Source organism: Heyndrickxia sp. FSL W8-0423, from assembly GCF_038009395.1.
GTDB lineage: Bacteria > Bacillota > Bacilli > Bacillales > Bacillaceae_C > Heyndrickxia > Heyndrickxia sporothermodurans.
This window is the reverse complement of record NZ_JBBPBE010000001.1, coordinates 1,593,932-1,616,421: the sequence shown is the minus strand read 5'-3', so window position 1 is coordinate 1,616,421 and position 22,490 is coordinate 1,593,932. Positions and strand designations below refer to the sequence as shown.

Annotated in this window: 22 protein-coding genes and 2 pseudogenes; 6 read left to right on the top strand and 18 right to left on the bottom strand. The window is 34.2% G+C overall.

All coding sequences use genetic code 11. The features are described 5' to 3' along the window. The first annotated feature begins 23 nt into the window (after positions 1-23). Positions 24-314 carry a CD3324 family protein gene (locus MKY81_RS08145; RefSeq protein WP_066236065.1) on the top strand — a complete coding sequence of 97 codons (291 nt, stop codon included), beginning with the start codon at positions 24-26 and terminating at the stop codon, positions 312-314. 261 nt (positions 315-575) lie between these two features. After that, positions 576-1,214 (top strand): FusB/FusC family EF-G-binding protein, encoded by a 639-nt coding sequence (locus tag MKY81_RS08140; RefSeq protein WP_108072495.1) that lies wholly within the window; start codon positions 576-578, stop codon positions 1,212-1,214. 471 nt (positions 1,215-1,685) lie between these two features. Here MKY81_RS08140 and MKY81_RS08135 read toward each other — a convergent pair whose 3' ends face one another. Continuing rightward, the gene (locus MKY81_RS08135; RefSeq protein WP_108072493.1) at positions 1,686-2,306 is read right to left on the bottom strand and encodes an NUDIX hydrolase; all 621 of its coding nucleotides are present in this window, start codon (positions 2,304-2,306) and stop codon (positions 1,686-1,688) included. Further along, a pseudogene (locus MKY81_RS08130) lies at positions 2,278-2,751 on the bottom strand (HAD family hydrolase); the annotation flags it as partial. The gene MKY81_RS08135 and the pseudogene MKY81_RS08130, both read right to left, overlap by 29 nt. Before the next feature lie 146 nt (positions 2,752-2,897). Between MKY81_RS08130 and istA the strand changes: the two are divergent. Together istA and istB are read left to right on the top strand one after the other, a co-directional pair. Further along, the gene (gene istA, locus MKY81_RS08125; protein WP_108073412.1) at positions 2,898-4,346 is read left to right on the top strand and encodes an IS21 family transposase; all 1,449 of its coding nucleotides are present in this window, start codon (positions 2,898-2,900) and stop codon (positions 4,344-4,346) included. Continuing rightward, positions 4,343-5,068, top strand: a complete 726-nt coding sequence (gene istB / locus MKY81_RS08120; RefSeq protein WP_107958189.1) for an IS21-like element helper ATPase IstB — start codon at positions 4,343-4,345, stop codon at positions 5,066-5,068. Before istA ends, istB begins: the two co-directional genes overlap by 4 nt. Before the next feature lie 71 nt (positions 5,069-5,139). Here istB and MKY81_RS08115 read toward each other — a convergent pair. The 6 genes and pseudogenes from MKY81_RS08115 to MKY81_RS08090 form a co-directional block, all read right to left on the bottom strand. Then, positions 5,140-5,364: pseudogene (locus MKY81_RS08115) on the bottom strand (HAD hydrolase-like protein); the annotation flags it as partial. Between the two features lie 59 nt (positions 5,365-5,423). Next, entirely contained in the window at positions 5,424-6,821 is a 1,398-nt protein-coding gene (locus tag MKY81_RS08110) for a right-handed parallel beta-helix repeat-containing protein (protein WP_108072487.1), read from the bottom strand. A gap of 474 nt (positions 6,822-7,295) precedes the next feature. Then, positions 7,296-7,790, bottom strand: coding sequence for a hypothetical protein (locus MKY81_RS08105; RefSeq protein ID WP_066233632.1), 495 nt, complete (start codon positions 7,788-7,790; stop codon positions 7,296-7,298). Positions 7,791-7,814: 24 nt separating this feature from the next. Next, positions 7,815-9,965, bottom strand: a complete 2,151-nt coding sequence (locus MKY81_RS08100) for an FtsX-like permease family protein (RefSeq protein WP_066233629.1) — start codon at positions 9,963-9,965, stop codon at positions 7,815-7,817. Between the two features lie 10 nt (positions 9,966-9,975). Beyond that, positions 9,976-10,599, bottom strand: a complete 624-nt coding sequence (locus MKY81_RS08095) for an ABC transporter ATP-binding protein (protein ID WP_066233626.1) — start codon at positions 10,597-10,599, stop codon at positions 9,976-9,978. 66 nt (positions 10,600-10,665) lie between these two features. Next, positions 10,666-10,950, bottom strand: a complete 285-nt coding sequence (locus tag MKY81_RS08090; protein WP_066233623.1) for a lactococcin 972 family bacteriocin — start codon at positions 10,948-10,950, stop codon at positions 10,666-10,668. Between the two features lie 692 nt (positions 10,951-11,642). Between MKY81_RS08090 and MKY81_RS21105 the strand changes: the two genes are divergently transcribed. After that, complete coding sequence (locus tag MKY81_RS21105; RefSeq protein WP_107919767.1) at positions 11,643-11,954, top strand: transposase; 312 nt, start codon at positions 11,643-11,645, stop codon at positions 11,952-11,954. Positions 11,955-11,992: 38 nt separating this feature from the next. After that, the gene (locus MKY81_RS08085) at positions 11,993-12,871 is read left to right on the top strand and encodes an IS3 family transposase (RefSeq protein ID WP_328797664.1); all 879 of its coding nucleotides are present in this window, start codon (positions 11,993-11,995) and stop codon (positions 12,869-12,871) included. Between the two features lie 163 nt (positions 12,872-13,034). Here the strand turns inward: MKY81_RS08085 and MKY81_RS08080 are convergent, their stop codons facing one another. From MKY81_RS08080 to MKY81_RS08035, 10 genes are all read right to left on the bottom strand, one after another. Beyond that, complete coding sequence (locus MKY81_RS08080; protein ID WP_341117460.1) at positions 13,035-14,657, bottom strand: hypothetical protein; 1,623 nt, start codon at positions 14,655-14,657, stop codon at positions 13,035-13,037. Positions 14,658-14,659: 2 nt separating this feature from the next. Continuing rightward, a complete protein-coding gene (locus MKY81_RS08075) occupies positions 14,660-15,442 on the bottom strand; it encodes an ABC transporter ATP-binding protein (RefSeq protein ID WP_181294674.1) in 783 nt (260 codons plus the stop codon). 92 nt (positions 15,443-15,534) lie between these two features. Next, the gene (locus MKY81_RS08070) at positions 15,535-16,491 is read right to left on the bottom strand and encodes an endonuclease/exonuclease/phosphatase family protein (RefSeq protein WP_341117457.1); all 957 of its coding nucleotides are present in this window, start codon (positions 16,489-16,491) and stop codon (positions 15,535-15,537) included. Positions 16,492-16,648: 157 nt separating this feature from the next. Then, a complete protein-coding gene (locus MKY81_RS08065; RefSeq protein WP_108072483.1) occupies positions 16,649-17,599 on the bottom strand; it encodes a DMT family transporter in 951 nt (316 codons plus the stop codon). Positions 17,600-17,872: 273 nt separating this feature from the next. Next, on the bottom strand, positions 17,873-18,550 hold the full coding sequence (locus MKY81_RS08060) for a ribulose-phosphate 3-epimerase (RefSeq protein ID WP_066236051.1): 678 nt from the start codon (positions 18,548-18,550) through the stop codon (positions 17,873-17,875). 4 nt (positions 18,551-18,554) lie between these two features. After that, positions 18,555-18,779: a hypothetical protein gene (locus MKY81_RS08055; RefSeq protein ID WP_341117453.1), complete on the bottom strand. Its 225-nt coding sequence runs from the start codon at positions 18,777-18,779 to the stop codon at positions 18,555-18,557. A 32-nt stretch (positions 18,780-18,811) separates the two neighbouring features. Beyond that, positions 18,812-18,922 (bottom strand): transaldolase family protein, encoded by a 111-nt coding sequence (locus MKY81_RS08050; RefSeq protein ID WP_341117450.1) that lies wholly within the window; start codon positions 18,920-18,922, stop codon positions 18,812-18,814. Between the two features lie 93 nt (positions 18,923-19,015). Next, positions 19,016-20,047, bottom strand: coding sequence for a zinc-binding dehydrogenase (locus MKY81_RS08045; RefSeq protein ID WP_066235907.1), 1,032 nt, complete (start codon positions 20,045-20,047; stop codon positions 19,016-19,018). Between the two features lies 1 nt (position 20,048). Beyond that, a complete protein-coding gene (locus tag MKY81_RS08040) occupies positions 20,049-21,101 on the bottom strand; it encodes a galactitol-1-phosphate 5-dehydrogenase (RefSeq protein ID WP_066235909.1) in 1,053 nt (350 codons plus the stop codon). A gap of 105 nt (positions 21,102-21,206) precedes the next feature. Further along, the gene (locus tag MKY81_RS08035; protein ID WP_066235911.1) at positions 21,207-22,478 is read right to left on the bottom strand and encodes a PTS galactitol transporter subunit IIC; all 1,272 of its coding nucleotides are present in this window, start codon (positions 22,476-22,478) and stop codon (positions 21,207-21,209) included. Between the last annotated feature and the right edge of the window lie 12 nt (positions 22,479-22,490).

The window sequence follows — 22,490 nt, the reverse complement described above, 5'->3', positions numbered from 1 at the left end:
AAAAGATAAGGGGCTGACCAAAAATGAAATATGTGAAAGCAAATACAGTTTTACCTGAAAGCTTGCTAGCAGAAATTCAAAAGTATGTTCAAGGTGAAACGATTTATATACCGAAGCCGGCTGCATCCTACCGAAAATGGGGAACGCAATCTGGTGGAAGAAAATTCATTGATGAAAGAAATAGTGAGATTAAAACCGCCTTTAAAAACGGCAGATCCATCCATCAATTAGCAGATGACTATTTTCTTTCCGTTGAAACGATCAAAAAAATTGTTTATTCAAGAAAAGCGGAAGCGCCTTGCTCATCGACGTAAAAACTGGAGGGACTTTGACTGAGATAAAGGAAACACGGTGAGCCTGCAAGGCGAATCGATGTTGACTTATCGTAGGGAAAAGTCCTGAAGTTTTCTAGTCGATAGGCGCTGAAGCTAGACAAATAGAAAAGCGCACTGATTTAAGTCAGTGCTTTTTTATGTAGAGTTTGTTTATTAAACATTTAATACCTATCAAAAGCAAGTTTTTTCCTTTAAAGTGAATTGTGTGGTTTTGAATTTCACCTATAGGAGGGAAAAAAAGTGGAACCCTTTATTCGAAATGATCAATTTAACTTTATTAAAGATCAAGCCCTAGTTCTAGCGAATAGTCACGCGTCTGTTAATGATAAAGCTGTCCTAAGTGCAATAAAATCTTTATCCGAGGAAAAAGTAATGAATTTGTTTACGAATATAAATGAAGAACAAAAACAGTTACTCGCTCCCATTTCTGCTATTAAGGACAAAACAAATGTAGAAGACTTTTTATCTCAATTAAAACCCTTCGTTATTCCCTTTAAAAAAGTTACAGAACAATCATTAAAAAAATTGTTTCCTAAAGTAAAAAAATTAAAGGCGCCTTTTTTAGAAAGCGTGGATTTTCGAGAAATTTCGTATTTGGGATGGATTGATAAAGGATCGAATAAAAAGTTTATCGTAGCCGAAAAAAATGATAAGTTAATTGGTTTACAAGGATCGTATACAATTTTAAACAAAAAAAATGTCTGCGCGCTATGCGGCCGGCACGAAGAAGTTGGGTTGTTCTTATCAGAAACAAAAGGAGCAGTGAGAGATACCTTTTTTAAACGAGGGAACTATATTTGTCAAGACAGCACAAAATGTAATCAAAACTTACTTTCGCTAGATAAATTGAATGAATTTATTGAGCGTATCGGAAAATAAACAAGACATCGTTCACAATCTCTTGAACGATGTCTTGTTTTTGTTTATGAATCCTTTTGATTCGGGAAGATCACATTGCATTTGCTTGGTTCAAGTGCTCGTATCCTCTGCTTGCGGGTAGTTCATTTCGTATTTGCTTTGCTCAAGTGCTCGCATCCTCCGTTCACATCACATTTGCTTGGCTCATTTGCTCGCTTTGGCGACCAAGTTGGGCTGGTTGCTTCGATCTTGGGCTTCATTCCGGCGCTTTGGCGACCAAGTTGGGCCGGTTGCTCCCGTCTTGGGCTTCATTCCGGCGCTTTGACGACCAAGTTAGACTTTTTGCTTCGGTCTTGGGCTTCATTCCGGCGCTTTGACGACCAAGTTGGACTTTTTGCTCCGGTCTTGGGCTTCATTCCCTTGATTTCGGGAAGCTTTGGCCGTATTCTCATTCCCCAAGTGCATGATTTCTACTCAGCTGATATACAGTTATTAAAGCTCATTATAAATCCACCTTATAATCGTTTCATAATATAAGTTTTCATGCGGGACAAAATCTTCTTTACAAGCCAATCGGTTAATCTCAACCTTTTTTCCATCTTTATCAATCAAAAATCCTTTTATACTGACATGCTCATTTCGCCCTAACCAAAATTCATAAAAGGCATCCATTTCAATTTTTACCATGCCAGTAACTTCTTCTTTCTGTAATACAAAATCATCCAGTGTATGGTTGCTTTTATACAAAAATACATGGGCAATTTCTTTATCAATCAGCTCTTCACGCGTTACACAATAATCAAATATTCCTAATGAAATAAGATCTTTAAATCTAACATCGATTCCGATTTCTTCTTTAATTTCCCTAATGCCATCCTGTACAGTTTCGGAGGCTAATAAATGGCCGGCTGAAGTAATATCAAGAAGATTTGGATAATCCTTTTTTTGCCCGCTTCTTATTTGAAGGAGAATATACTCCTTTTCCTCTTCTTTGCTAACAAACCAGCATTGAAAGGTTTCATGCCAGAATCCCTTTTTATGGACTTCTTCACGGGAAGCCACACCGATTGGATTTCTCTTATCATCAAATATTTTTAGCAATTCTGATTCCATTTTCCCCCGCCTCTTTCAATATAATAGGGATTTCCGATAGATCATTGATGATATAATCCGCCTCTACCTTTCCCCAATACTCATCCTTTTTCCAAATCCCTTTCATCCCAGCATTTTCTGCCGCTTTCACATCATTATCCGGGTGGTCACCAACAAATAGACTCTCACTTGCCGACACATTTAACTTTCTTAGTGCCTTTTCAAAAATTTGAGGTTCCGGCTTTTTACAGCCTTCCCATTCGGAGATTAAAATGGCATCAAAATAGTTTTCAATTCCCAAAGCGGCAACATTATCCATTTGGAATTGACCTTTCCCATTGGTGATCATACCTAACTTCATGTTATTATCTTTTAACATTTCAAGCATTACAATTAGATTAGGATATAGTACACAACTATTTTTAAATTGGGTTATATAATCTTCCAACAGTTGTTCCGGCGTTATTGTGTATGGCAAAATAAAAGTGCAGAGTTATGAAAAGTAAAAGTACATAACGTTGCACTTTATTTTTATACAAAAAAAGACTTGCCAGCCATCCAATATTTCTCTACTGTAATTGTGTCGAAGCAATACAGTGGAGGTTGAAAGGAATGCTAGCAATGTCTGAAGTTAATTGTATCAAATTATTACGAAATCGAAAATCACTATCTATAAATGAAATTTCAAAAACGTTGGGGATTAATTGGAGAACTGCAAAGAAATATGCAGATGACGATCAAGTCCCCAAAGAAATGGTTAAAAAGAAAAGTGGAATGATGTATGAGGAAAATTGGGGGGAGATAGTTTCCGACTGGCTAGGAGAAGATGAAAAGTTAAAGAAAAAATTAAGAAGGACTAATAAAAAGATTTTTAATGATCTTGTAAAAATGGGGTTCACGGGGTCCTATCGAACCCTCTGTTATTTCATCGCTGACTGGCGTGAAGGTAAAGATCGCATAGAAGAAAGGGATAAGAATTCGGAACGTTTGGATCATCCGCCAGCTGAGGCACAAGTTGATTTTGGAATAACTGAGGCCGTGAAGGATGGGAAGTATATTGATGTTCATTGTCTTCTGATGACACTTCCTTATAGTAATGCAGCTTACTGTATACCATTGCCAGGCGAAAATCAAGAATGCTTTTTACATGGGCTCAAAGCGATGTTTAATCAACTTGGTGGAGTACCTAAGAAAGTTCGGATTGATAATTTAAAGGCAGCAGTTATTCAGCCGAGGGGAAGAAATCAAGAGGCAACGTTCACAGACGAATTCCTCCAATTTGCAAGTCACTACGGTTTTGAACCGCAGGTTTGTAATCCAAGAAGTGGGCATGAGAAAGGAAATGTGGAAAATAAAGTAGGTTATATTCGGTACAACTTTGTAACACCATCACCTGTAATAAATAACCTTGAGCATTTGTCTCAAATCCTAGAAGAACATTTAACCAAGGACCGTGAGCGTGTTCATTATGAAAAGCATGTCCCCATTCGAAAATTACTAGAGGAGGAACATCAATATCTTTTAGCCTTACCCGATGAAGATTATCCTGTATTTAAAGAGGAACTGATGCAAGCAAATAAGTATGGGGAAATAGTAATTGATAAAACTAAAGTACATATCCCCAAGGGATATAACTATGGTCAATTGCACGTTATAAAGTATTGGGACAAATTTAAAGTTATTTCACCTTATGGAGAAATCCTGCATGCAGAATATCGACCTTACATGAATAAAAGTCGCAAAATTCCTTGGTCGTCTATTCTTAAATCTTGGTTACATAAGCCGCGGGTTGTAACCTATTCACGTTATTCACCTTATCTACCAGGTCGAATCTATGAATATATTAATATCAGTAATTTGTCGATAAGAAAAAAAAGACTGAAATGGTTAATTAGCCTACTAGCTAATCATGAAATGGGAGAAATCAATGATCGATTTTACGAGTTATTGAATGATCAAACGGAAGAAATGTATGAACCCGATTCTCATCCCTATGATGTCAATTGGGCAATGTATGACGAACTTCAATCCCCTTCTCGCGAAGGGAGTGATAAGGTTTGAATTCTGAACTAAAAAGGATTTGTAAAACTCTTCGCCTCGCCTATGTAGCAGACATAGTTGATACTATCCCATTTGAGAACCCCGAGCAGTATCTAGAAAGTCTATTACATAGAGAGCTACAACTACGTGAGGAAGCAAAGGCTGAACGTTTAATTAAAAAAGCACGGTTTCTTAGCAAGAAAACTTTAGAGGCATTTCAATGGAGTGAACAGGTTCGTTTCCCTCCCCACATAGATGCGAAAGAGCTATGTGAACTACATTTTATAAATCAACATGAGAATGTCATTTTAACTGGTTCTCCTGGCACTGGGAAAACCTTATTAGCTACAGGGTTAGGGCGTAAGGCCTGTCAAAATGGCTACGAAGTTCGTTTCTATCGTGTGTCTGATTTAGTCGATACACTAGAAAGAGTATGGAAAGAAGGAAAGCTACAGCAATTTCGAAATAAGTTCAAAAAAGTAGATCTCATAATACTCGATGAAATGGGATATATCCCGTTCAGCAAAGATGGGGCTGAGTTATTATTTCAATTAATATCCGACTGGTATGAACAAAAAAGTTTAATCATCACATCGAACCTTGAATTTAGCCAATGGAATCGTATTTTTGTCGATTCCAGGCTAACGGCAGCATTAGTCGATCGAGTTATTCATCACGCACATATTTTAAGTTTTACAGGAGATAGTTACAGAGTTACACACGCACTTTCACGACAAAAATAATTACTAAAATTAGGCTGGCAAGCTTATGTATTTTTTATTGCACTTTTATGTACTTTTTACTTGCAAAACACAGTTATTGTATGTATGTTATATTCATTTACAAGTTGTTCATATACTTTATCTTTCCATACATAACCTCTGCAATCTAATTCTATAAACTTAGATACGTATTTTTCTTTCGGTATGTGACCAAGGAAACGATAAAAACGGTGATACTGATCACATATAAATTCCCGTACAGATAAATCACGATTTAAAAGAGTGCCATCCAGATCAAAGAGGACAGCTTTAATCATTTAAAAATAACCTCCTCGCATGATGGGAGGACCGACCCTTCTCCTTGTCCTATAAAAAGTTAGTCGACTATTTTCCTCGCAGGTGAATCTTTTTTTAATCTAAAATTATATTTGTTCGCATTTACATATTTCGGATCTAAGTAACTGGATTTCACATCACTTTTTGAGACCTTTTTGAATTTAGGAAACGACGTGTATTCTTCGTCTTTCCATACCCAAATACCGGACTTGCCCTTTTCTTTGTGAAATACATTTTTAATCAGTTTATTTTTTTGATTGGTTGTAAAATAGTTGGCGATAAATAAGCGAGATGGTCCGGCTGTCAAAATGTTTTTTTCTATCACATTGTTTTTTATATCATGCTGTAATAAAAGCTGACCTCCATCCAGCCCCTTCGTATCATTCCGATAAATGATATTTTGAGAGATCGTCGAATTTATCGTACCTCCCCTTTTTTCATCATATCCGCCAATCGAAATCCCGGTGTAAAAGTTGTTATAAATAATATTGTTTTTAATGTTTATATGTTCTGCATATTTTTTAGCGTGTTCGGAGGTTGCTTCGATACCGATATCGTTTTTATAAATAGTATTTCTTTCAATGTTTATATTTTTTCCACCATCGACGTAAATTCCGCCAGCAGAATAATCTTTTCCATAAGCGGGATTGCCGTAAGAGGATATTTCATATACTTTATTATTTTTTACTATCCCATTACGTACATAGTCAGCTTTTTTATTAGCAGAGGTTCCTTCATAGCCAATTAGATCTATTCCGATATTATCATTTCGGCGGATGAGGTTATTTTCTACTTTAAAGCCATTAATATTTCCATTAAGCACAAGAGATTCACTCGAACCGAGTTTTAATTCTTCCACAGTATTTTTCGAAATCGTTATGTCCTTCATTGGGCCGGTACCATATATTGCAATTCCATGAGCATTTCCATCTTTTGCACGTGTCTCAATCCGCCGTACATGATTATTTTCTAATTTAATATGGCTGCTTGATCCTGTTACATAAATCCCCATTACTGTTTCATCTGTTAATTTAGTTGTCAAATCCTGTATCGTGATTCCACTAATAGTTAGATAGTTTTTATTCTTAATATCGACAAGTGATGTATCGCCTTCAACATTCTTTATTTTTTTCCCACTAAGAACAACCTTTTCATTATTATAGGATTTAAAAATTATTGGTTTTGACTTTGTGCCGCTATGCTTAACAATAAGCTTTTCATAATAGGTTCCTTTACGGATATAAACGGTCGTTCCAGCCATCGCTTCAGAAGCTGCCTTTTTTAATGTACGAAACGGCTTTGATTTTGTACCATTATTTTGATCATTTCCATTTAAAGCCACATATATGTTCTTATCCTGTTTTGCATTCGTATTATTGAAAGCACAACCAATCAAGATAGCAACTGCAAACAGAAGGAGAAAAGCTAATTTTTTCATTTCATCGTTCCTTGTTAAAAATTTTGTGAATTTCATATTTAATAGTATCGGTATCTTGCTAGATTATAAAGAAATTTGCAATGAATAAGATAAGTAAATATTTGATTGCTTTCTTTAGAATTATTAGTTCTGCAAAAGATAGATTAAGAATCCAACATATTTAGGCTGTTATCGTTGAGGAATTTTCATAGGAAATATTCATTATTATCTTGTAGCTATATTGAATACGGAATTAAGGATCAGGTTGAGACCGCTGAAAAAACGCACCCCAAAAAATAGGTATCAATGTTAAAAGAAAAAAAAAATCACCTCAATTTGGGATAATAGAATTACTAAAACTATTTACCAAATGAGGTTCTTACTTAATTGCACTTTTTCGGTTTTTGAAGTGGTCAAACTAGGGATGGAATAATTCATAGCTAGATATAGTTTAACTTAAGCACAGATACTTTTTTAATTTACTTAACATTAATGTTAGTTAGAATATATCGGGTTCTCCATACTCTTTTTAGCATTAATTACTCGCTCTTCAATTTCTTTTAAAGCACCCTTATAATTTTCTTCCCCTGCTATTTTTTTTATTGTTTTTTTATTTTCCTTTGAAATTACGAAATTATCAACTACAATTATTTTTCCATCATTAAGAATATTGCCATTGTCATCTATCGAAATACTCACATTATAATCAGCATCTTCCTTAAAGCTAGGGTTGAGTTTCTTTGGAACAAAGGATGAAGCTTTACCATCATCTTGCTTAATGTAAACAATGTAGTACTTATTTTTATGGACAGTATCCGAATTTAAAATTGTGTTTTTTTCTCGTTGTGAACTCTCTTCTTTTAATGATGTATTTGTTATTTCATTTGTACCTTCTTTATTGCTTAAAAAGAAAGAAGAAATGTAAATTCCAAAAGAAAAAAAGAGTATTACAATTGTCAGGCTAATCATTACCTTTTTGGTTTGAGTCAATTTTTATTACCCCCTTTTTTAACATCACTTTTCAATTAGAATCTGTTTGGTAATATTATATTCTTTAATACTAATAAAACTGCTAATTAATAATACATCAAAACATGCAAGCCCTAGGGTTACTTTAGTAAGTAATAAAGTCCCACTAGTAATAAAAAAGCAAACCATAAAGGAGATATTCCAAAATACTAATATTACAAGGTAAACTAGGTTATGTTTTTCAAAAAAGTTATAACCAAAAATCCATTGTAAAGCCAGTGATTGTTTGTTTATTTCTAGATAATACACCGAAGAAAAGAATAGTAAAACAGTTGCTAAGATTAAGTATAGGATACAGTATATTGTTGTTAATTCGAGTACCTCTCTATCATTTGCTATCTTTAATTCTACCATTGAATAAGCAACTGAAATAGGTTGCCATATTTCATTTAAAGAGTATTTTTCCAAGGCATCCTGTGTTAACTTGAAAGGATTTTTATCCCCACTATTTTTAGTATAGTATCCATATCCCATAGAAAGGGTGTTTGCTAATATATTGGGATCAAACTCTTCATTAACAATAACAGCAATTGGATCATTGATCTCATAATTATTATTTTGTCCCATATTGGTAGAAAAAGTAAAGTAAGATTGTTTATTCATAACATACAAAATATTCGCTTTAGGCGGCTGAATATCTTTCCTATTATATATATCCATATAATCTTTTTCTATAGTGCTTTTGATATTATTTTCATGTTTTTTAAACTTTATTGGCACAATAACCGTTATTTCGTTTTTTCTAGTCTCCGGAACCTTTACTCTTTTGTTGTTAATATCAATAATTGGATTAACGGATAAATAATTTTTATTAATTTCTATTTTTCTCCCTTCCATACCCCAAGGGTTTGGGTCTAAGGGTAAGTCAATGGAACTATTCATATAGTAAGGGGATGGAGAAATAAAGATAGCTCCCTGAGACTCAAGATCCTTATATAATTGTTTAAATTGAGTTTGCTTTTTTTCATTATGTAGAAAGTTAAACAAACTTGGATTAGGAGTCGCTACTACTCCTAAATAGGAATAATCTTTCAATAATGACCATTTTTCTTGTTTAGTCATAGTACTCTTTAAACCAAGAAAAGCACTGATCCCCTCTTGTAAACCTAGAATAAGAAAAATAGCTATAATAAAGCGAACAACAATATTTAAATAAAACAACAATTTGATAGGCTTTCTATTTTTGATCATTTGAGAAATATTTATACTTTTAGTTGCCAACCATGTAACAATAAAAATAAATGTGACTATTAAAAGTACTGGAATAATATTTTTCATCCAAAAGTATAAAAAGGGAAAAAATTGTTGGAACTGATTATAAAAATATAAATATACTATTAATGCTATGAATCCAGTAGCAAAAGAATTAAGAAAAATATTAATATATTTTCTTAATAAATAACCTCCAATTTGCCAAAAGTTATACCCAAACAAATGTCTTACTGCTATTTCTTTATAGGCATTAATTACATCGTATAACAATGCAAGCATTATTAAAAAACATAATATTAACAATGCTTTATACATCATATCTTGGTAGGGGTATTTAGTAATCAAACTTTGAGACTGCTCTTTTGAAGTTTTAACAGTAAATCCATATTCTAATGCTATCTTTTTAAACCTTTCTGCATTTTCTATACCGTTCAAAGTATAAGTTCCTTTAATATCTCTTGTTTTTGAAGCAGAAATCATTGGACGAATTTCAATTGGGTCAAAACTATGAAAAATTTCAAGCTGGCCGACTTGGTTATTATCATAAGTTTCTATTGTTGAAAGAAAATCATTAGGATCACTATATCTATTCAAAAATTCCCCCGACTTTAGTTTAATATTTTTGAAGTAGTTGGTATTTTCACGAAAAGCTACATAATACACCCTTTTATCTTTATTGTTTTTATACGTTTCATAAGACGTTCGTTGTAAGTCCACATTTGCATTTACTGCCATATCTTCTAATAAACGAAAATTTTCAACCTTGCTTTTTTGAGGATTTCCTCCTTCAACAACGATGTTCAATTTATCACCTGAATTATCATTATTAAAAGATTGAAATTGTATATATTCAAATTGTTTTATTGATAAAAAACTTACAACTATAATAGTTGTTGTAAAGAGAAGGAAAATTAATTTTTTCATAACTATCCCCTTATAAATGTACTGTTCTTGAAAAGAATTTGGTTAAATCTTTATCGTGAGTGACCATAATAATAGTTTTTCCTTGTTTTTGTAATTTCTGAAACAATGCCACAATAATATCTCGATTTTCAATATCCAGTGATCCAGTAGGTTCGTCTGCTAAAATCAATGAGGGGTCTTTTAGTAGTAATCTAGCAATCGCAATACGTTGTTGTTCTCCACCACTCAAGGTATGTATTTTTTCCTTACCATAATCTTCTAGACCTACCTCTTTTAAAACTAAAGATATAGCTTCACTTTTTTGTGTTTTTTTCATCTTTTTATGTTTAAGTGCAATTTCTAAATTTTCATTTACTGATGCATTATCGATTAAAGCATAGTTTTGAAAAATAAAGCCTAATTGATCTCTTAATAAAAGTCTTTTATATTTTTTTTTATGAATATCTTTATCCATTATTTTTATAATACCTGAATCAGCTTCTTCTAAAGTACCAATTATATTTAAAAGGGTTGTTTTTCCTTGTCCGCTTTTCCCAACTACTCCAACGAATTCTCCTGATTTTACTTCTAGGTTAAAATTTTTAAAAATAGTTTTTCTATCAAATGTTTTATTCATATTAATTATTTCAATCATATATTATCTCCTTTGTTAAAGTAAAAAGGGATTTATATATTTCATAAATCCCCTTTTTTTACTTAGTTACAATATAATATACTTATTATAAGTGACAGCATACGGTCCGTTATAATCTAAATTCAATTGAGACCAATATCCTGGTTGTGCAATTGGACCAGTGTAAGTAACACCATTTTTTGTAATTGTACCATAATGTTTGAAACCGGAATGATAGTAATGGTTATACCACTGCTTGGTTGTTTTGCTATATCCATAATTCCATGTTTCCGCAGCCTTTGATGCTATTGGTACTATTGCTCCTAAAACTAACAATGCTAATAGTGAAAAAGTGATTACTTTTCTTTTCATATTCTCCCCTCCCCCTAAATTGAATTTTTATCGTAGAATATTTTTTATTTCTTCTACTTGTAATTCAGTATAACAATTGTTAAATCTAGTTTGTATTGGGAAATTAACATTAGTTTCCATCATTTTATTTAGCTTTTATTTTCCAATTTTCCTAAAGATGTTTTTTAAGACAACCCTTCGTCTCATTTAAACGCCTAACTCCTATTTTTAAAAAACCGATTTTTGGTTCATCATTCAAAATCCGATCAATATGCATCCTTTCATTGCCGATCATAAAGTTTTAATAAACAATTCATCATTTAAAAATCCGGTGTCAGTCTTTCGTCCTAGTACAATTACTGTTTCCTTCCTAAACAGATTGGATCGTCTGATCCGATCGCTAAATGATATAAGTATTTTCAAAAATAACGTATTGAAAATTAAAAGTTGACTTAAAATTGGAAAGACATAGGGTAAAGTTTCGACCCACCTAAAAAGCTTGCTCTTTTTTCTTCTGTTTCTTCTAATTTCAGAATCATATGATTCTATATTTAAGACCTTTTCTTTAACTCTTCCTAATCCCTATCTTCCAAACAATCAAATTAACAATAAACGTTATAACTATATTAAGATAGCTCTATAGCCCCTAAATGAACTTGGACAGTAAGAGTAATAAATATTATACTACTTAATGTACCAAGGAGGCTGACATAATGAAACGAACAAAACACTCAAAAGATTTCAAATTACAAGTCGTAAAAGAAGCCACTGAGACAGGCAATAATTCGTTAGTAGCACGTCGATACGAACTGAATCCGAACATGGTAAGTCGTTGGATTCGTGAATATAAAGATGGCAAATACGGTGAAGTAGATGTTACTGTGCTGCCAGATATTGATTCTAAAGAGTTATCCGAGGAAAATGAAAAGCTAAAAATAATATTAGGTGAAAAAGACCTTGAAATCGCCATTCTACGAGATCTTATAAAAAAGAAAAACCCTCACTTGCTGAAAAACTTGAAGTAGCCGATCGTTGGATTCAAAAAGGCTACCCGATCAAAAAAGTGCTGAAAATCATTGGTATTTCTCGATCCACATACTATTATCAAAAGAACTATCGTGTGGAAGAGAAGAAAGTAAGTGAGGGACGGCCAGCACCCGGTTATTCCATCAAAGAGGACGGCCAAAAGGTATCTGATGAACAAATCAAAGAATACCTACTTGAAGAAATTGCAGGCGATGGCTTCAACTATGGCTATCGTAAATTAACAAAATTACTTCGTCGAAAATACCATCTTATCATTAACAAGAAAAAAGTTTACCGGTTGTGCAAAGAACTTGATATTTTACGCCCGCAACGGCAAAAGAAAGTCTCATACCCTAGAAAACTAGCACGAAATCGGACGATTAAAAGTTCGAACAAATTATGGGAAATTGACATTAAATATGGCTACATCGAAGGTGAAGACCGATTCTTCTTTGTATTGTCCATCATCGATGTGTATGATCGTAGTATTGTCGAATACTATATGGGATTAAGCTGCACAGCAAAAGACCTAAAACAAACTCTTTTGCGGGCATTATTCAAGCGCCAGCAGATAAATGAAAGGGAAAAACCTGTGATTCGCACAGACAATGGGCCACAGTTTATCTCCCATACCTTTGAAGAATTTTGTGAAAAATATACACTAGAACATGAAAGAATTCCACCAAAAACGCCAAATATGAATGCTCACATTGAGTCTTTTCATAGAATTTTTGAAGATGATTGTTTATCAAGATGGCAATTTGAAACGTATGCACAAGCCTATGAATCAGTCGCAGAGTTTATGGTGTTTTATAACGAAAGACGCATGCATTCTAGTATTTTAGACTTATCGCCAAATGAGTTTTATGAACAGCAACAATGTGAAAACGTGAAAATCAAAGAGGTACGGGTTTAATCGCCCCTTCCATTTTTTCTTCCTTTTGTCCCAAAAATTATTTCAGCCATTTCTGGAATGGAATCAAGGGCGACGATAGTCGGGCGAAGCCTTTACCCTTGAAGGAATGGAAGCAATGGCTATGATCTCAAAAGGACAAAAGGAAACGAAAAAGAATGTAATTTTAAGATAAAGTGAGATTAAGAGAAATACTGTCCAAAATTCGGGGGTTAATCCGATAGATTCCAATACTACTAGACAAACTGAAAAAATGAATCCCAGCGAAAACTGCTATCGGGATGAGAAGTAAGAAAGCTTTCCACCCTTCGCTCTGACCGACCGTTTCAAATGCTTCTGAAAATGGAATAGCTTTTTTCAAAACTAAGAAGCAAATCATTGTATATAAAAACGAATCGATTAACACAACTGCTAAATCAGGTACAATTCTCCCACCATAAATGACAACAAAGATGATACTTAATAATAAATAGACGGGAATGTAAAGTTTAACTAAAAAAGCTTTTAATGTCCCTTTAAATAATGTGGAGTAATCCTTGATTGGTAATGTTTTATATATCCATGAACCTTTGTATTTCCCTGAATAACGAAGCATCATGACAATGGTAGGGATGATAATCATGCTAAAATAAATCGTTAAATACGAATGACCCGATGCTACTTGTTCATAGCTTCCTTCCCTGATTACACTAAAGATAAAGATAAAGGGAATAACAAAGGAAAACCCCAGTGATGGATACACTTTTAATTTAAAATCGCGTTCTTGTTTCATCATTAAGCTAGCAAATCGAAAGAAAGCACGCTCTTCTTTACTTCTACAAATACAACTTAATAAAGCATCTTTCCATTTACTTTTCTTTTTCACCTTTATTTTGCTATGACTGGATAGCTTTTGCAGATTTTTTTCAAATGTTGGAACTAAACGAAGATAAATGTAAAACGCAACAATTGGAACAATTAATGCTAAGCTTGAAAAGATTAGATAAAAGGAAGCAGTCTGCCCATTAATTAGCCATTCAAATGGGGCTGCATACCACATTGGGACAATAAACACATGCCACCATTGTGGATGAAGAACAATATTGAAATCGAAAATTTCAAATGATCGAATGAGGACTTGATATCCGACCATTAACGCCAGTGATAAACCAATTTGAACATAATTAATCATATCCTTCAGTTTCTCGCCATCGAAAAACCGTAAAATAAGGATATATAGTAAAGCGGTGATAACAACAATTAATAAATTAATTAAGATTAATTCAATAATGCCAATTAGAAAAAATACAATCCCATGTTTAAATAAGCCAACGACCATCGGAATCGTTGCAATCGAAGACGTTAGAAAAAATAAATAAATACTTATGTGTACAAATTTAGCAACACTGATGGTTTTTCGGCTAATCGGTTTTGTTTGTAAAATATTTTTATCCCGAACATCGAGCAAAACGGAAGAAAAATCTGAGATCATTGAGGACATGACCATAAACATCGTAATCCCAAAGAAAATACTCATTTGAAACATATAATGATTTCCTAATGCAATAAATGGAATGGTAAAAAGGCCTACCAGCACATAAATCCAAAGTGATTTAATAAAGCCGTTTCCTTCCTTCGTATCTTTCGCTTTTTTTCTTTTCGTTGATTGACTGAAAATGGTAGGTACCCGTCTTTGATCCATCATGAGTTTTACTTGTAAAATCCGTCTCATGATCGAATAATCGACACCCATTTTCTCAAACATACCTTTAAAACGATCAAGAACTTTTAATGTACGAAAGTCTTCCATCTCTACACCTCTTGAACGATGGTTACGAATCTTTCACCAATTTCTTTATGTTCATTAAATCCTGTTAATTGATTGAAGATTTCCTCCAACGTTCCTTCTTTGTTTTGATTTTGTAGATCGGCAAATGTTCCATCTGCAACGATTTTCCCGCCATTTAATAAGATAATTCGACTACTGATTTTTTCAACGACATCCATGATATGTGAGGAATAGAAAATCGTTTTTCCTTGTTCCGCGAGATTAGCCAAGATTTCTTTAAAAATCATGACACTGTTTGCATCCAAGCCATTAATCGGCTCATCTAAAAACAAAATTTCCGGATTATGTAATAAGCTGGAGATAATTAATAATTTCTGTCGCATCCCTTTAGAGTAGGATGAAATTCTTGAATAATACACTTCCCCAACTCCAAACAATTCCATTAATCTTTTAGCCTTATAATCTACTAAATCAAAGTCCATGCCGTATAGTTCACCAATAAATGTTAAATATTCATGTGCAGTTAAATTATCATATACTTCAGCAATTTCAGGGACATAGCCGATTTTCCGCTTGTAGTCAATGTTTCCATCTGCAATATCTCTTCCGAATAGCTTTACTTCACCAGTGTAACCTTCTTCAATCCCAAGAATGATTTTCACAGTTGTGCTTTTCCCCGCACCATTGGGACCAATGTATCCGATAATTTCTCCTCGTGTAACATGAAGATCAATTCCCTGGAGAACATCATTTGTTCCATAGCTTTTTTGTAAGTTACTAATTGTTAAAATTTCTTCCCCAATCATCCCGTCACCTCCACAACATATATTTATAATATTAGCATAATTTTACATACAATTAAAACCCATCGTTTATGATGGGTTTTCTAAGATTCACTCTATTTTTTTAATAGCAACTTCGAAAATACTCCCGCATGGTCGGATGGCCAAAGCCCCGAATACGATCGACTATTAGGCGTATCTCCGACAGTCTCTGCCTGTATTGATTCCCAACCATTTTTAAATAAAATAAAATCAATGCGGCTCGTTAAATTCGAAACATTATTTAATAAGTCTGGATCTTGACAACACGTATTTCCCGCTCCATTACCACTTTCTTCCCATGCATCTTGAAATCCGACATCAATAAAGCGCTTATAAGTAGGTGTATCATAATTATGTGCATTCGAATTCAAATCTCCTGTTACGATTAAAGGAAGATTTGTATTAGCTGGACCCTCTAAAATTTCTTTTGCTTGGTACATTTGAATATCGGAATTCGTATCTAAATGCGTATTTATCATCCTGATGTTCTGTCCCTCCAGCTGTATGTCGATTGAGGACCATCCTCGTAAAATTTCAATTTGCTGACCTGCTATTTGAACGATAAGATTTGTTTTGAAATTTTTAGCCATTCTTTTATTTATCGTTAATCGATAGCCTTTACGAACTAAAATGACATCCCTATCTAATAAACGTACAAGATTTCCATTGTTATCTGGAAGCTCGACGGATGTATTTTTGTTTTGAATAGCTACTTCATAATCTAAACCTCTTTTTTTCAATTCAATCAATAATAATTGAACAAAATCATAAGTGACTTTTCGATAATTGGGGATAATTAATTGCCACCATACCGCTTCTTGCAGACCAATAAGATCTGGTTTCTTTCCGGCAATCTCACGGGCGATTGCTTTTACACGAATAGGGAGGTTCGTTGCAAGGAATTGCCGATACACCTTTGACACAAGATTGGGAATTTTCTCTCGTGTTGAAGTAAATAACGGTGGTAATTCTACACCCATATATAGATTCCATGTGAGAATCGAAAGATGAAAACCATCCCATATTTTCATCTTTTCACCTCCAATCATTAACACACTCCATATAGTAAATGAAAGGTGTCGTTGAATGGCTACGAATTTTTTCTAAAATGAACAATTCGAGAAGAAACTAAGTACAACTACAGCAAGTCGGATTGTAAAAGTGTAATATGGGGAACAGCCCTTTTGTTTATAATGATATGTTCTCTTCCTTATTTTCTATAATGTTTACCTTATCTGTTTTAACCGTCGATAAAATAATGATTGTACTAATAATACAAAATGAACCTAACCAATCGACAACACCAAAAGCAACATGCAGCCAAACAATTGATAGAACAGCTGCTGCCAATGGCTCAATACAAGCTAGAAGGCTCGTCTCGGATGCGCTGATATACTTTAAACTTTCTAAATAACTATAAAAAGCAATGAGTGTTCCAAACAAGACAATAAACGCTACTGCAAAAAATGCGTTAAATGACCAATGGCCTTCAAACTTCCAAGGTGGATGGATAAAACTAAAACTTACTCCTCCGATCAGCATTCCCCATCCCACAACGATTGTTGATCCCCAACTAGCAAGCAATTGATGAGGCTGTAATGTATAAAATGCCAAGGCAATAGCTGAAGCTAATCCCCAAAACAATGCCAATCCAGAAATTGATAAGCTTTGAATATTGCCATGTGTAACAAGAAGAATCGTACCTAACAAGGCTAAAATTACCGCTGCCATCTCCTTAAAAGTTGGCAGCCTTTTCGATTTCATTGCTAGGTAACAAGAAATTAAAACCGGTGCTAAATATTGCAAAACAGTAGCTGTTGCAGCATTCGATTCTTTAATCGCCGCAAAATATGTATACTGGACCGCTAGCATCCCAAGAATACTAAACAATAATATGCGAAAAATATCATACTTGTTCTTCCATATTCCACAAATACTTTTTGATTCCTTTTTTGCTGCTATTCCTAATAGAATTACACCGGATAATAATAAACGGATTACGACTAACCATTCCGGACTAAACCCTTGCTTTTGAAAAAGAAACTGTGCTACAGTCCCTGAAATCCCCCATAATGAAGCACCAGTTAGGACTAGTACGATTCCTTTCGTTCTAGTATAAGATTTACCTTCTATGTTCATGTTTTCTCCTCTAATCCCTTTTATTAGTGGTGATAAACGGTAAAACACTTTTTTACATTATCATAATTTTCTATCATTATATCAAAAATTCAAATATTTCTTAGTTATTTTTGTTCTTCACTATCTCCCCAGGAGAGAAGAATTAAACGCAATTACCCCCATTTATGTAAATGGAGTTATTCGCGTTTTTGTATTCGCAATTTTTTTGGAGCAATGGAAATATTCTTTTATCGATGCATTACATTAAAGTAACTACATTTCATTGACATTCTGTTAATTAACATTTGTATTATTAAATATTGCTCTGATCGAATCAACTTTATTAGTAAAACTTCCAGTCTGGTGGTTGAACAATGCAGATGTCCCTAAAACATATACATTAGCTCCTCTTTTTAGCAGATGTGGAATTGTTTCTTTGTTAATGTTTCCATCTACCTCAATTAGTGGCCGGTTCTTGATTTTGTTCAGAATTTTATTTAATTCATCCATCTTTTTTAACACATGATAATTAAACGGTTGTCCAGCGAATCCTGGGTTAACGGTCATCATCAAAATCATTGATACATCTTCTAAATAAGGTGTGATCATTTCAATCGGACTTTGTGGGCTTAGGGCTAATGATGGTTTAATTCCATACTCCTTCAGTTTAGCTAAATCCCTATGAATATCCTCACTTGCTTCGACATGAAAGGAGAGATATTCTGGTTGAATTGGAGCAAACATATCAATGTATTTACTAGGATTGATGGTCGCTAAATGAATATCAAGAGGGATTCTCGTTTTTTGTTTGATTTCTTCCAGAACATATGGACCCATGGCTAGATTATTCACAAACACTCCGTCCATCACATCACAATGTAACATATCGACATTTGCCTGTTCTAATTCTTCAAGTTGGCTTTTTAACTGTAGTTGATTGGCACACATAATAGAGGCTGCAACTAGTTTCATTTGATCACCCTCTTGTCCCTTCATTTAATAATTCCCCATCTTCATTAAACTTTTCCAGACTAGAAGCGGTTAAAGGTTTATTAAGCATATTTTTTAATTGCATGATTACTTTTAATCCTTCAAAGGTAGCGGGAATTTTTATTCCAATTTTTGTTTGATCATATGTACGAATTTCCTGGCAGTCATTATACATTTCCTCGTATGTTTCTCCGACCGTTTGAACAAACACAGTTCCATCAGTTTTATCAAGAATTTCTTTAATTATCGATTTCCTTCTGTTAAAAGAATCGAAGGGTTTGTTGTCACACCTTTCATTATTCCAAGAGAAAAAGCTTCCGTAATTTCATTAATATTTGCAGTATCAAGATACATATGGAGACCTCCTATATCAATGATGAATAAACCCGCAAGCCAAATATAACTTGCGGGTATACTACTTTTATATGAAACAATTAGTTTGTTACTTTATGACTGAATCATCACTTTAATTTCTTCTCCAGACATAGCTGCTTCAAAGCCTTGTCGCCACTCATCTAGTGAAACGGTTTTGGTAACCATTTTATCAGTTGCAATTTTATTTTCTTCTAAAAGCTTTAATGCAATTTTCCAAGAGCTTGGTTTTTGGGAACGGGAACCGATATACGTAATCTCTCGTTGAATAATAGATTCTTGATCTATCGGATTCGTTTTATTTGCAAATAGACCGACTTGGACAAACGTTCCTTTTTTCTTCACTAATGGAAGTCCTTGATTTAAAGCAGGTACTGCACCGGAGCATTCAAACACTTTATCTACACCATACCCGTTTGTATGCTGTAACACAACTTCCTCTAAATTTTCTTGAAGGGAATCAACAATAACATCAGCACCTAAGGATTTTGCTAATTCTAAGCGCTGTGCATCTTTTGTAATCCCAGACATAATCGCAAATGCCCCTTGGGCTTTAACCACTTGAAGAAGTAACAAACCGATTGGTCCAGGTCCAAAAATTAGTACTTTGTCGTCTTTCGTAACAGTGGTTTTTTCTAATGCAGCATGGACACAGCATGCTAATGGCTCCGTTAAAGCCGCAGATAACAAGCTGATTTTATCAGATAAAACATGTACACTTTCTTCACGAGAAACGACGTATTCAGACATACTTCCATTAACCTGTGTACCAATCCCTTTTCGGTTTGAGCAAAGATTATAATCTTTTGATAAACAATATTCGCATTCCCCACAAGTTGTAAAGGTTGTTTCACTTGTTACCCTGTCACCAACTTTTATATGTTTGACATCTTTACCAATTTCAACAACTACGCCGGAAAATTCGTGTCCGAGTGTAACCGGTGTTGTTGGATTTTTATATTCCCCTTTAAATGTATGAATATCTGAGCCACAAATCCCTGTATATGCTACTTTTATTTTCACTTTATCATCATATGCTTGTGGTTCATCTATATGTTCTAAGGACATTTGGTCATATCCTTGATCCAGTTTCATTACTGATTTCATTTTATTCTAACTCCTCATTAGGGATAATCATTACTTTGTTGTATTCTTCTTCACGATTAATCATCATGTTAAATGCTTTTTGGGTATCTTCTAATTTATAGCGATGAGAAACTAATTCTTTTAATTTGATTTTTCCTTGTTGAACAAACTCGATCGTATTCATCCATTCTTTTCCTGGGAATGGTGCAGAATAGGAATTCCAAAATCCTTTTAACGTTAATTCTCTTCTAAAAATATTTTCGAAAGCTTTTTCAGAAAGGGTGACATCAGAATAAGCAATTCCCAGGTAACCTACTTTCCCTTGTTTGCGAGTAATTAGTAAGCATTGTTCTTGGGTAATTTTTGACCCCGCACATTCAAAAGCGATATCTACTCCTAATCCATTTGTATATTCATAAATTTTTTTGATCAAATCTTCTTTTAATGGATTGATAGACTTTTCACAGCCCAAATCCATTGCATCCTGCAGTTTTTTATCGGATATATCGATCGCAATGATTTCTTTCACTCCTGCTACACGAAGCCATTGAATGGCAAGAATCCCGATTGTTCCCACACCAAATACGGCGACTACATCTCCAAGCTGAGGATGAATATTTAAAACCCCATGTAAAGAAACTGCTGAAGGTTCAATCATCGCTGCATCTTCAAAGCTCATTTCACCAATTGGTAATACGTTTTTTGCTGGAATGTTCACAAATTCAGCAAAAGCACCAAATGACTTTGATCCAATCATCCCATGATTTTCACATAAAGAAAATTGACCTCGCAGACAATATTCACATTCATTACAAGGAATAAAAGGAATCGCTGCAACACGATCTCCAATCTCCACATTCGTGACATCTTTTCCTTTTTCAACAACATAACCTGCGAATTCATGACCCATAATGGCAGGAAGCGGATATTTCCATTTGCTGACCATTTTATGTGTATCTGATCCGCATATTCCGGCAGCCATGACTTTCACCTTCACCTCATTTGGCTGACATTCACTAATTTCAATATCTTGATAAATAATTTCATTTTCTGAGTGCAAAACTGCAGCTTTCATGATGTGCCTCCTTTTTAGAGATTACTAGTTTAATAGATCACTGATCTATCTTGTAAAAGAGAAGATATCGGCGTGAAGGTCGATTTCCTTATAGTCTTAAACTCATTAGAATATTGCGTGCCAAGCTTGTGAAAATTTCAAAATTAACCAGTTAAACAAGTTACCACCTAAATCTAAGCTTGTAATCTTCGTTGCACCTTCTGGCATTTTAAATTGAGCACCTTCCATCATTGCTGTGTGTACTCCGGCGAAATTAGTAGCCATGTAAAGTGCTAATGCTACCATGACGGTACCTGCAATCAGTGAATGAATGATATTTCCTCTGCGTGATCCAACAACGAAAGCGATATAGAAAGGAATTGTTGCTAGATCACCAAATGGCAAGGTTTTATTACCTGGTAAAATTACAGCTAAGAATAATGTAATAGGAACGAGAATTAATGCTGTTGACATAACTGCCGGATGTCCTACTGAAAGTGCTGCATCCAGACCGATATATAATTTACGATCACCGTAACGTTTTTGTAAAAATGTACGTGCTGCTTCTGAAATTGGAATTAGACCCTCCATTAGGATTTTTACCATGCGTGGCATTAGTAGCATAACTGCCGCCATCGAAATTCCAATTTTTAATATACCGCCAATGTCATAACCTGCTAGAAGACCAATAATAATCCCCAAAATCAATCCCATCATCATTGGTTCTCCAAAAATACCAAAACGTTTTTGAATACTTTCTGGATTTGCATTTAATTTTTTGATACCAGGGATTTTCGATACTAACCAACCAATTAAAATTCCGATTGGAGCAAAAGCTGCAGTAGAACCTGTTGGCATGGAAATACCTTCAAGCCCATAGAACTTTTGGACCATTGGAGCTGTTTTGTCAGCAACAAATAAGACAGCGATTTCATAAATAACTGCGCAAAGGATAGCAAACCACCAGCTTCCTGTGATGATATAGCCTGTTGCACCAGCTGCAATAAAGTGCCAATAGTTCCAAATATCAATATCAAGTGTTTTTGTCACTTTCAATAGAATTAAAATAATATTTACAATTAAACAAACTGGGATAAGGATCGCCGCAACTGGTGAAGCCCAAGAAAGTGCAGCCGCAGATGGCCAACCTGTATCGATAATCGTTAAATTCAAGCCGAATCTTTCAACCATTTTTTGTGCTGCTGGACCTAAGTTATCGGTTAATACACCAATAACTAAATTAATCCCAACAAACCCGATACCAATGGTAATTCCTGATTTAAACGCTTTACTAAACCCTACTCTAAAAATTAATCCTAAAATTAAAATGGCAATTGGTAAGATGACAGTAGGTCCTAAATTTAAAACGTACTGTACACCGGATAATAGTTTGTCCATGCTTAACCCCCA

Coding starts and splice junctions, on each gene's coding strand:
- MKY81_RS08145 (WP_066236065.1), top strand. CDS start 24: ATGAAATATGTGAAAGCAAATACAGTTTTACCTGAAAGCTTGCTAGCA.
- MKY81_RS08135 (WP_108072493.1), bottom strand. CDS start 2,306: ATGGAATCAGAATTGCTAAAAATATTTGATGATAAGAGAAATCCAATC.
- istA (WP_108073412.1), top strand. CDS start 2,898: ATGCTAGCAATGTCTGAAGTTAATTGTATCAAATTATTACGAAATCGA.
- MKY81_RS08110 (WP_108072487.1), bottom strand. CDS start 6,821: ATGAAAAAATTAGCTTTTCTCCTTCTGTTTGCAGTTGCTATCTTGATT.
- MKY81_RS08100 (WP_066233629.1), bottom strand. CDS start 9,965: ATGAAAAAATTAATTTTCCTTCTCTTTACAACAACTATTATAGTTGTA.
- MKY81_RS08095 (WP_066233626.1), bottom strand. CDS start 10,599: ATGATTGAAATAATTAATATGAATAAAACATTTGATAGAAAAACTATT.
- MKY81_RS08090 (WP_066233623.1), bottom strand. CDS start 10,950: ATGAAAAGAAAAGTAATCACTTTTTCACTATTAGCATTGTTAGTTTTA.
- MKY81_RS21105 (WP_107919767.1), top strand. CDS start 11,643: ATGAAACGAACAAAACACTCAAAAGATTTCAAATTACAAGTCGTAAAA.
- MKY81_RS08080 (WP_341117460.1), bottom strand. CDS start 14,657: ATGGAAGACTTTCGTACATTAAAAGTTCTTGATCGTTTTAAAGGTATG.
- MKY81_RS08075 (WP_181294674.1), bottom strand. CDS start 15,442: ATGATTGGGGAAGAAATTTTAACAATTAGTAACTTACAAAAAAGCTAT.
- MKY81_RS08070 (WP_341117457.1), bottom strand. CDS start 16,491: ATGAAAATATGGGATGGTTTTCATCTTTCGATTCTCACATGGAATCTA.
- MKY81_RS08065 (WP_108072483.1), bottom strand. CDS start 17,599: ATGAACATAGAAGGTAAATCTTATACTAGAACGAAAGGAATCGTACTA.
- MKY81_RS08060 (WP_066236051.1), bottom strand. CDS start 18,550: ATGAAACTAGTTGCAGCCTCTATTATGTGTGCCAATCAACTACAGTTA.
- MKY81_RS08050 (WP_341117450.1), bottom strand. CDS start 18,922: ATGTATCTTGATACTGCAAATATTAATGAAATTACGGAAGCTTTTTCT.
- MKY81_RS08045 (WP_066235907.1), bottom strand. CDS start 20,047: ATGAAATCAGTAATGAAACTGGATCAAGGATATGACCAAATGTCCTTA.
- MKY81_RS08040 (WP_066235909.1), bottom strand. CDS start 21,101: ATGAAAGCTGCAGTTTTGCACTCAGAAAATGAAATTATTTATCAAGAT.
- MKY81_RS08035 (WP_066235911.1), bottom strand. CDS start 22,478: ATGGACAAACTATTATCCGGTGTACAGTACGTTTTAAATTTAGGACCT.